Genomic DNA, 8,543 nt, shown 5'->3' on the forward strand with positions numbered 1-8,543 from the left:
TATTTTAATTTTTTCTCCAGATTCATCATTTATTTCTGAACCTTTTTTAATAATTACCGTGTAATCATTTAAATCAATATTTTCTTTATTGATTAAATTAATATTATTTTCCAGATGATTAATTTCATTTCCGCAGGAAACAAATCCAAAAAAAAGAACAATTAAAAATATTCTATTAACATTTAATTTATTCATAGTTTTTTTGTTTTACCTTATCTGACCTTCGCCGTCGATAAGGTACTTGATGGTTGTAAGTGCCTTGATTCCCATTGGACCGCGGGCATGCATCTTCTGGGTGCTGATTCCAAGTTCTGCGCCAAAGCCGAATTCACCGCCGTCTGTAAATCTTGTGCTTGCATTTACATAAACGCAGCTTGCGTCGATTCTTGCCTGGAACATTTTTGCGTGTGCCATATTGTTTGTAATGATGCTTTCTGAATGCTTCGAGTTGTGGGTGTTGATGTAGCCGATTGCTTCGTCAATGTCATCAACAACCTTTACTGCACAGATCATGTCAAGGAATTCAAAACCAAAGTCTGCATCCTGAGCCTTGATAAGCTTTCCGTATCCTGCCTTTTCAAAAAGACCGTAAGATTTTTCATCTGCACGAACTTCTACCTTTCCTGCAAAAATTTCTGCAAGTTTTGGAACAAAGTTTTCTGCAACGTTTTTGTTGATTACGATGCATTCAAGGGCGTTACAGACACCTGGGCGCTGCATCTTTCCGTTGGCTGCGATTTTTGCGGCCATATCAAGGTCTGCGCTTTCGTCCACATAAAGATGGCAGATTCCGCTTCCCGTTTCGATCACTGGAACCTTTGCTGTTTCAACAACTGTCTTGATGAGGTTTGCACTTCCTCTAGGCAAGGCAAGATCAATCTTTCCGACAGCAGTAAGAATTTCTGGAACTTCGTCGCGGCTTTCGCATGGAGCAAGCTCTACGGCCTCTGGAACACCGTTTTCAACTGAAGCAAGGCCTTCCTTTATTGCCTTTACGATTGCCTTGTTTGAATTAAGTGCAGAAGATGAACCACGGAGAAGGATTGCGTTTGCGCTTTTGTATGCAAGGGCAAAGGCATCCACTGTGACATTTGGACGGCTTTCGTAGATGATGGCTACAACCCCAACAGGAACCCTTGTCTGCCTGATGAGGAGTCCGTTTTGTGTTTTCCAGCCTGCGGTTTCCTCACCGATTGGATCAGTCTGTGCAATGATTGATTCAACGCCGCCGATGATTCCTTCCATTTTTTTGTCATCAAGACTAAGGCGGTCGATGAGGCTTTCCCTTGTTCCTTTTTCGCGGGCAATCTTTACATCGATTTCATTGGCGGCAAAAATTTCAGCCTTGTTTTTTCGGAGGCTTTCACATACAGCAACGAGGGCTGCGTTCTTTACTGTTGCATTCTGAAGTGCAAGTTTTTCTGTTCCTTTGCGGAGGGAATCACAAATTGAATTGATATCCATAACATGCTCCATAAATAATGAAGGCTCTAAAAATCAAAATCTTTAGAGCCTTTAGCTGGATTAGTAATTAGCAAGGAAGTACATGGCAAGCAAAAGTGCCGTTCTTGTCTTTCCTTCTGACCAGTCTGCTTCCTGAGGAAGGCTCTTGAAATACCACCAGAACATCCCGAATTCGGGGTCGATGCGGAGAGCATATTCAGCAAAATCCTCGGACTTTGTCTGGTTTCCAAACATAAGGTACACAACATCATTTACGATAGAGATGAACTGACTGTATGCTGATTTATATTTTCTTTTACCCAGCTGCTTGCGAACTTCGTCTAGAAGATAAAGCACCTGTGCCTTCATTTCTTCGTCTGACTGTTCAACCCAAGTTTTCTGTATGAGGAGTGCAAGATTGTTGCTGAAGCTTCCTGTAAGCTTTGCTTCTTCTTCATCCTTGTTTTCTGCGATTTTTTTGAATGCGCTGCCAAGACCAAATGCGTCGGCAAGCTGAACTGCATTTTTAACTGCGGCATTTTCATCATCTGTTTTCATCAGGGATTCAAGTGCCTGTAATGTTTTTTTTTCAACAAACTCTTCGATTAAATTAGTGTTTTCTGACATGCCGTTATTTTACATTTTTTATTAAGGTAGTTTCAAGTATGTTGATTCGGGCCGACGGGATACATACCCCGACGCTTGCCTCGGGATCCATTCATTTTTAAATCATTTGGAGCGAAGAGCCTTTAGATTGAGGATGCGCTGATTTCTGGAGCCGCGGAACTGGAGGCTAATATCCCTTTCTGCAAGGATGAACGGACCATCAACAAGAGTGTCGATGCAGTTCAGCATACGATCCGTGTATTCAGTATGTTTTAGACCGTTTTCAGGCTGAATGTCCTTGTCATAAAGATAGCCTGAATAGCACCAGATGGATTTGTCTGGAAATTTTTCCCTTACGCGCTCAAGGAAAGGTGCAAGAACTTCCTGGTTTTCAGGTTCAAAAGGTTCTCCACCAAGGACTGTAAGACCGCTTATGAAATCCATTCCAAGGGCTTCCATGATTTCCGCTTCAGTTTCTTCTGTAAAAGTTTTTCCGTAGTCAAAATTCCAGGTGCATGTATTGAAGCAGCCAGGACAATGGATTCTGCAGCCAGAGACAAAAAGAGTAACGCGGACACCTTCTCCGTTGGCAATGTCGATTTTTTTAATTTCGCCGTAGTTCATCTGAAGCCATTATAATGATTATTCAGCAGAAAATCTTATTACGTTCCAGCTGGCTTTCTTAAGGTTCAAGGTGTAGATGCCGTTGTCGCCTTCTGAAAGTTCAACCTTTGATGGGGCAACCTTGTCTGGATTTTCAAGACTGTTCTGTGCGCTCAAATCGTTACCCGTAAGCTCAGTGCGCATGACCATCTTGGTTCTGTCAAAGGAGCGCAGGTCGATTGTTGTCTCGCATGCATCGGTCTTGCTTGTGTTGAGGGCAAAAACTGAAATTTCTTTTGATTCCTCGTTGTATACGCAGGAATAGATGACTGCAGGAACTTCACCGTATTTGTCCGTAATCTTGTTCTCCGACTGGACTACAGGTTGAAGGGCAATTCCGCGGCCATAGGTGCTGATGTCATGGAACGGCCAGTATATCGTCTGTCTATAGGCTCCCTTTCCAGGTTCCGCAAAGATAGGTGCGATTACGTTTACAAGCTGTGCAAGGCAGGCTGTCTTTACACGGTCTGAATGGTTCAGCAGGGTGATTGCCATGCCGCCAAAAGCAAGGGCATCGAGAAGACTGTAGTGGTCCTCAAGGAGTCGTGGAGCCTTTTCCCAAGGATGAGGCTTCTGGTTCTGCTGGTACCAGATGTTCCATTCATCAAAGGAAAGCATCATTGTCTTGTTGCTTCTTTTGTAAGCCTTTACATAGTCACAGGTAGCGATTGCAGTCTTGATGAACTGATCCATGTCATGGAAGCTTGCAAGAAAGTCGTCGTCGTTACCAAAATTCTCAAAATATCTATGGATTGAAAGGAAATCTGCATAGTCGTATGTATGTTCAAGGACGATCCTGTCCCATTCAGGATATGTCGGCATTGCGCTGGAGGCTGAACCGCATACAACTGTCTTGATGGTATCGTCGGTCCATTTCATGATCTTCATGGTTTCAAGGGCTTTCTTTCCGTAGTCAACGGCGTCCAGATGACAGATCTGCCATGGACCGTCCATTTCGTTTCCTACGCACCAGTATTTGATGTTGTGGGGATCCTTGTGCCCGTTGGCGATTCTTAAGTCACTCCAGTATGTTCCGCTAGGGTAGTTGCAGTATTCAACCATGTCGCCAGCATCCTGGGGAGTACCAGTTCCCATGTTTACTGCAGCCATTACCTGGGTCCCTGATTTTTTTGCCCAGTCCACGAATTCATCGATGCCGAATTCATTTGTTTCGATTGTATGCCAGGCGCGGTCAAGACGAACTGGTCTTTTATCCTTTGGTCCGATTCCGTCTTTCCAGTCGTAGCCGCTAAGGAAGTTTCCGCCAGGATAGCGAACAAGGGAAACCCTAAGGTCCTTTACAAGGCTCATTACATCGCCGCGGAATCCCTGGTCGTCTGCAGTCCCATGTCCAGGTTCATAGATCCCTGTGTAGACGGCACGGCCCAGCTGTTCGATGAATGAACTGAAAAGATTTGGATCAACCTCACCGATCTTGAATTCCTTAACGAGTGATACTTTTGCTTTCATATCTGACATCCTTCAAAAAAAATAGGGCAATCCAATAAGTACTCAGCGTTGCGGTCATTGAGCCTGTCGAAATGACCATCACAACATTAGTGGTGGTTTCGACAAGCTCAACCACCGCAGATTGAACTTATCAGACGCCCCTTTATTTATAATTTTACGATTGTTTACAGATGAAGTACTCTTTCCTGGATTTCCTGGGTTCTACCTTGATTCCAGTACTGTGTTCCGATATATCCGCATGTGCGGCGTGCAACGTTCATTGTAGACTGATCTGTGTTTCCGCAGTTTGGACACTTCCATATAAGCTTGCTGTCGGTGTCCTTTTCAATCTTGATCTCGCCTGTATATCCGCACTTCTGGCAGAAGTCACTCTTTGTGTTGAGCTCGGCATACATGATGTTGTTGTAGATGTGCTTGAGGAGCGACATTACGGCTGGAAGATTGTTTTCCATGTTTGGAACTTCAACATAGCTTACGGCTCCTCCTGGAGAAAGCTCCTGGAACTGGCTTTCGAATGTAAGCTTTGTAAAGGCATCGATCTTTTCAGTTACGTTTACATGGTAACTGTTTGTAATGTAGTTCTTGTCTGTAACGCCTGCAATGTTTCCGAAACGGCGCTTGAGGCACTTTGCAAACTTGTATGTCGTGCTTTCAAGTGGAGTTCCATATACAGAGTAGTCGATGTGTTCTGCAGCCTTCCATTTCTTGCATGCATCGTTGAGGGCATGCATTACATCAAGTGCAAATGGCTTGGCTTCTGGATCTGTGTGGCTCTTGCCTGTCATGAACTTGACGCATTCGCAGAGTCCTGCATAGCCCAAGGAAATTGTTGAATAACCGTTGTAGAGAAGCTTGTCGATGACCTCTCCCTTCTGAAGACGGGCAAGTGCTCCGTTCTGCCAGAGGATAGGTGCTACGTCGGATTTTGTGCCAAGAAGGCGGTTGTGGCGGATTCTAAGTGCCCTGTGGCAAAGCTCAAGGCGTTCTTCCATGATTTCCCAGAATTTTGCCTTGTCGCCGCCAGATGAACATGCAATGTCAACGAGGTTGAGTGTAACGACACCCTGATTGAACCTTCCGTAGAACTTAGGCTTGCCTGTTTCGTCACGATAGACTGTAAGGAACGAGCGGCATCCCATGCAAGGGTAGCAGTTGCCTTCCTTGAGCTCGATCATCTTCTTTTCAGAAATGTAGTCTGGAACCATGCGGCGTGCGGTGCACTTTGCTGCAAGCTCAGTTAGATAGTAGTAAGGAGATCCCTGGTCGATGTTGTCTTCTTCAAGGACATAGATGAGCTTTGGGAATGCAGGTGTGATCCAGGCTCCCTTTTCATTCTTTACACCCTGGTAACGCTGCTTGAGGACTTCTTCTATAATAAGGGCAAGGTCAGCCTTTTCCTGTTCGTTCTTTGCTTCGTTAAGGTACATGAAAACGGTTACAAATGGTGCCTGACCGTTTGTTGTCATCAATGTGATGACCTGATACTGGATTGTCTGTACACCACGCTTGATTTCATCCTTTACGCGCTGGTCGACCATGTAGTTGAACTGCTCTGTAGTAACGTTAAGACCAGTCTTCTGGATCATGTCAGTTGTTTCCTGAGTAATCTTCTTGCGGCTTACGTCTACGAATGGTGCCAGGTGTGCCAAAGTAATGCTCTGTCCACCGTACTGGCATGAAGCAACCTGTGCGATGATCTGTGTTGCAATGTTACATGCCGTAGAGAAGGAATGTGGACGGTCGATCTTTGTTCCGCTGATTACCGTTCCGTTCTGGAGCATGTCCTCAAGGTTCACAAGGTCACAGTTGTGCATGTGCTGTGCAAAGTAGTCGGCATCGTGGAAGTGGATGATTCCGTCGTCGTGTGCCTTGGAAATATCTGGATCCAGAAGGAAACGGCGTGTGATGTCCTTGGAAACCTCACCTGCCATATAGTCACGCTGAACAGAAACAACAGTAGGGTTCTTGTTGGAATTCTCCTGCTTTACTTCCTCGTTGTTCTCTTCAAGAAGGCTCATGATCTGCTGGTCAGTGGTGTTTTCCTTTCTCATGAGCTGGTGACGATAACGGTAGGTGATGTAGAGCTTTGCAACGTCAAAGGCATTGTTCTGCATGATTCCATTCTCGACAAGATCCTGGATGTCTTCGACGTTGAGGGCATGGCCGGAACTATGGCATTCAATTTCGATATCATCAACGATAGACTCAATCTGGGCGTCTGTAAGGCGCTTGGCTTCGATTACCTGCTCGTTTGCCTTCTTTACAGCGCTGGCGATCTTATTGCGGTCATAGACAACTTCCGCACCGCTACGTTTGATGATTTTCATACTTTTCCCCTCTCGAACTTGCAGCATCTGTCAGTATATGCGACAAATTCTACTTTTTTCATGCCAAATTCACTATATCTAGCGTTTTTAGTGTCCACAGTATACTAGCGATAGTGGTAGAAGTCAACAAATGAGCGTTAGTCCAGAGGAGGTCAGGTTTCCTTGATTTTGGACGGATAACAACATTCTTTGGTGACAGATTCAAAAAAAAATTTTTACCCCTTATTTTAAGGGCATCCATCGTAAAATATGGTTACAAAAATGAATATCATTATAAAAAAACAGCAAAAAAGTAAGAAAAAAGTGCTATTTTATCCTATAGGAAAAGGTGCTGGCAATAGAAAAATTCCTTGAATCATACTTGTCGGCACCATAAAACGGTCTTATATTTGTATTCCCTTAAGAAAGGTGTCATTCCCGTGCTCGACACGGGAATCTCATTTTATAAATCGTTGTAGTACAAAGAAATAGATTATCGGGTCAATCCCGATAATGGCATTTTTGGATTTTTTCAGTGGACTCCATAGAAAAGGTTCATCTTGGAAAGCTCCTTCCTGATGTCTTCTATCAGTTCCTGAGGCTCAAGAACCGTGACCTTGCTTCCATAGCCCATTACGATGCGCCTCAGGTCGTAGATCTGGGAGGTGGTAAACTGCACGAGTATGCTTCCATCTTCGTTCTGAGTCTTTCGTTCCGTGTGGTGCCATTTGCGTTCCCTTGCGTGCTGGGCTATGTCCTTGTGGAACAGCAGCTTGACGGTGTAGTAGGAATCGCTGTGCCAGACTCCGACTTCCGGGTCCAGGTGCTTTTCAAGCTTATAGTCCACGGGGATGGTGAACCTTTCGCCTGTATTCTGAATGTCGGTCATTCTTGAGAAGGCAAAGGTCCTGAACTGGGAGGTCTGGTCGGCAAGGCAGCCGTGGACATACCAGTCGCCTGTCTGGTGAAAAAGTATCCTGTAGGGGTGGAGGCAGTATTTCTTTGGTTCCAGGGCACCGTTCTTCATGTAGTTGAATGAGATCGCCTTGTGTTCCTGAACGCTTTCGATAAGGGAAGTAAAGATGGTGGTGTCTATTACCGCCATTGGATCGTTTATGACACGGATGTATTGTGCGATCCTGGATTCATCGTATCGTGCGCCGTCTGGGAGGTATTTTCGGATTTTTTCAAACAGAGAACCAAGATCTTTTTCGACAGGAGTATTCTTGTAGACCTTCATAAGGCTCTGCAGTAGACCAAGACCCACAAGCTCTCCAGGGCTGAGGGTCACCTTGTCCGACCAGAAGTTTGGATCCTCAAGGTAGTATCCGCTGCCAAGCCTGTTCATGTCGGCTTTGATGGGTGCCTTTTCAACATCCTTAAGGTAATTGATGTACCTGTAGATGGTGACGGCACTGATGTTGACCTTTTCCTCGATCCTAAAGCGGTTTCTGAGGGCTTCTGAATTTGGGTGGTCCATGGTGCGGATGTATTCAACGATTTTCCTGAGCTTCCACGCCTTGTCTTTTTTTTCCATAAAAATCTCCTTATTTTAAAGGGGTCTATCAACTTCTGATAGGGTAAATGTACGATACTAGATATTGACGGATGAATCAAGACCTGCTATGAAATGTCAATTAGATGATTGAGATTTAATTGCCTTTTCTGCAAGTTTTGAGATGTCAACATCAGGAGGAAAAACAGGAACGTAATCAATGTTGTTTTTCAGAACAGTAAAAACAACGTTGAGGAGTTTGTGAGAAATAAAACCGAGAGCCTGACTTTTGTTCTTGCCGGAATCAATTTTCTTCTGGTAAGCGTAAGCAAAAGAAGGATCCCATTTTTTGATACTGTTTGCTGCAAGCCAGAGTGCACGACGAAGATATGGAGAACCGCGTTTCGACATGTGATACCCCAAACCTTTGTTTTTGCCAGACTGCTTCAGAACAGGATCAAGACCTGCAAATGCTGTCAGCTGCTTAGGATCAGGGAAGCGTGAGATATCACCGCTTTCACTGAGGATAACGGCAGCCAGGGTTGTTCCCCTGCCGGGGA

Annotated in this window: 8 protein-coding genes; all 8 read right to left on the reverse strand. The window is 44.8% G+C overall.

All coding sequences use genetic code 11. The features are described 5' to 3' along the window. Positions 1 to 195 (reverse strand): hypothetical protein (locus ACKI39_RS08525; RefSeq protein WP_407399561.1); only part of this gene is annotated, 195 nt, incomplete at its 3' end. Positions 196 to 207: 12 nt separating this feature from the next. Next, positions 208 to 1,464 carry a glutamate-5-semialdehyde dehydrogenase gene (locus tag ACKI39_RS08530; protein WP_407399563.1) on the reverse strand — a complete coding sequence of 419 codons (1,257 nt, stop codon included), beginning with the start codon at positions 1,462 to 1,464 and terminating at the stop codon, positions 208 to 210. A 60-nt stretch (positions 1,465 to 1,524) separates the two neighbouring features. Beyond that, complete coding sequence (locus tag ACKI39_RS08535) at positions 1,525 to 2,070, reverse strand: hypothetical protein (protein ID WP_407399565.1); 546 nt, start codon at positions 2,068 to 2,070, stop codon at positions 1,525 to 1,527. A 102-nt stretch (positions 2,071 to 2,172) separates the two neighbouring features. After that, entirely contained in the window at positions 2,173 to 2,673 is a 501-nt protein-coding gene (gene nrdG / locus ACKI39_RS08540; RefSeq protein ID WP_407399567.1) for an anaerobic ribonucleoside-triphosphate reductase activating protein, read from the reverse strand. A gap of 18 nt (positions 2,674 to 2,691) precedes the next feature. Continuing rightward, positions 2,692 to 4,182 carry an arabinosylfuranosidase ArfA gene (gene arfA, locus ACKI39_RS08545; RefSeq protein ID WP_407399569.1) on the reverse strand — a complete coding sequence of 497 codons (1,491 nt, stop codon included), beginning with the start codon at positions 4,180 to 4,182 and terminating at the stop codon, positions 2,692 to 2,694. A 164-nt stretch (positions 4,183 to 4,346) separates the two neighbouring features. Further along, positions 4,347 to 6,509 (reverse strand): anaerobic ribonucleoside-triphosphate reductase, encoded by a 2,163-nt coding sequence (gene nrdD / locus ACKI39_RS08550; RefSeq protein ID WP_407399571.1) that lies wholly within the window; start codon positions 6,507 to 6,509, stop codon positions 4,347 to 4,349. A 511-nt stretch (positions 6,510 to 7,020) separates the two neighbouring features. After that, on the reverse strand, positions 7,021 to 8,025 hold the full coding sequence (locus ACKI39_RS08555) for a helix-turn-helix transcriptional regulator (protein ID WP_407399573.1): 1,005 nt from the start codon (positions 8,023 to 8,025) through the stop codon (positions 7,021 to 7,023). A 96-nt stretch (positions 8,026 to 8,121) separates the two neighbouring features. Further along, a partial coding sequence (locus tag ACKI39_RS08560; RefSeq protein WP_407399575.1) for a transposase occupies positions 8,122 to 8,543 on the reverse strand: 422 nt, incomplete at its 5' end.

Source organism: Treponema sp., assembly GCF_045641405.1.
In the GTDB taxonomy this organism is placed as follows: domain Bacteria; phylum Spirochaetota; class Spirochaetia; order Treponematales; family Treponemataceae; genus Treponema_D.